Origin of the sequence: Paenibacillus zanthoxyli JH29 (genome assembly GCF_000520715.1) — a bacterium.
In the GTDB taxonomy this organism is placed as follows: Bacteria; Bacillota; Bacilli; order Paenibacillales; family Paenibacillaceae; genus Paenibacillus_AQ; species Paenibacillus_AQ zanthoxyli.
Map to the genome: position 1 here is coordinate 1 of NZ_ASSD01000145.1, position 1,614 is coordinate 1,614.

The window sequence follows — 1,614 nt, forward strand, 5'->3', positions numbered from 1 at the left end:
TTCGGTCTGGAACTGATCGAAATGAATGATATCGTCGCCGGAAGCGGCGTGAAGGTGTTCGCCTCCGTCATCGAAAAGGGCGGAGAAGTGAAATGCCTGAACGCCAAGGGCTGCGGCACTTGGACCCGTAAGGAAATCGACGATCTCGGACCTTACGCGGCCCGTTACGGCGCAAAGGGCCTAGCCTGGATTCAAATCAAAGAAGGCGAGTTCCGCGGCCCAATCGTGAAGTTCTTCACCGAAGAAGAGATTGCAGCCGTTAAAGAACGTACGGGAGCCGAGGAAGGCGACCTGCTGCTGTTCTCTGCTGACAACAAGAAGATCGTTGCCGACGTCCTCGGCGCGCTCCGTCTCAGAATTGGACGTCAGCTCGGTCTGATCGACGACAGTGTGTACAAGTTCGCCTGGGTAACCGACTTCCCGCTGCTTGGCTATGACGAGGAACAGAAGCGCTTTATGGCGGAGCATCATCCGTTCACCCGTCCGCGCGAAGAAGACGTGGCCCTGTTCGAGACCGATCCCGGCGCGATCCGCGCGCAGGCTTATGATATCGTGCTGAACGGCTACGAAGTCGGCGGCGGCTCGATGCGGATCTACAAGCGCGATGTACAAGAGAAAATGTTCGACGCGCTCTCACTTTCCAAAGAAGAAGTTCAAGACAAATTCGGCTATCTGCTTGACGCCTTCGAGTATGGCACGCCTCCTCACGGCGGCATCGCCTTCGGTTTCGACCGGCTCGTTATGCTGCTGGCAGGGCGCAATAATCTGCGTGAAACGATCGCCTTCCCGAAAACGGCCAGTGCGACCGATCTGCTGATGGACGCTCCGTCCCCGGTTAAAGACGCACAACTGGACGAACTCCATATCAGAGTGGCTATCAAGGAAAAAGCCAAGAAATAGGAGGCTGACATCATGCTGCATCAGTTCTCGCGTACCGAGCTTGCTATCGGACCCGAGGGTCTGGAAGTTATGAAAAACAGTACGGTAGCGGTGCTCGGCATCGGCGGCGTCGGCTCCATTGCGGTGGAGGCCCTGGCCCGCACGGGAGTTGGGCGCATTATTCTGATTGATAAGGATGCGGTCGATATCACCAACATCAACCGCCAGATTCATGCGCTCACCACGACAGTCGGCCAGAAAAAAGCGGATCTGATGGTGGAGCGGGTCAAGCTGATCAATCCGGAATGCGAAGCGATAGCGCTCAACATGTTCTATACCGAAGAAACATATGAGGAACTGTTCAAATACAAGCCGGACTACGTTCTCGACGCATCGGACACGATTCATTATAAAATCCATCTGATCAAGGAGTGCCTCGCCCGCAAAATCCCGATGATCTCAAGCATGGGCGCGGCCAACAAGATGGACCCGACCAAATTCCAGGTTGCCGACATCTCCAAGACAACGATGGACCCGATTGCCCGCGTTATTCGTCAGAGACTGCGCAAGGACGGCATTAAGAAAGGCGTAAAGGTCGTATTCTCAACCGAGGAGCCGATGAAGCCGCGTCAGGATGTGACGGATAAAATCGTTCCCGAGAACGCGCCGGAGATCCGGAAAGCGAAGCTGCCGCCGGCGAGCAACGCATTCGTGCCGCCTGTGGCGGGGGGGGTG

The 1,614-nt window shown here is 56.0% G+C and carries 2 protein-coding genes; both read left to right on the plus strand.

The annotated features are described in order from the left end of the window. On the plus strand, positions 1-900 hold a 900-nt coding region (locus tag L691_RS0105795), incomplete at its 5' end, for an amino acid--tRNA ligase-related protein (RefSeq protein WP_025689332.1). A gap of 12 nt (positions 901-912) precedes the next feature. Beyond that, positions 913-1,614 (plus strand): tRNA threonylcarbamoyladenosine dehydratase (locus tag L691_RS0105800; RefSeq protein WP_025689333.1); only part of this gene is annotated, 702 nt, incomplete at its 3' end.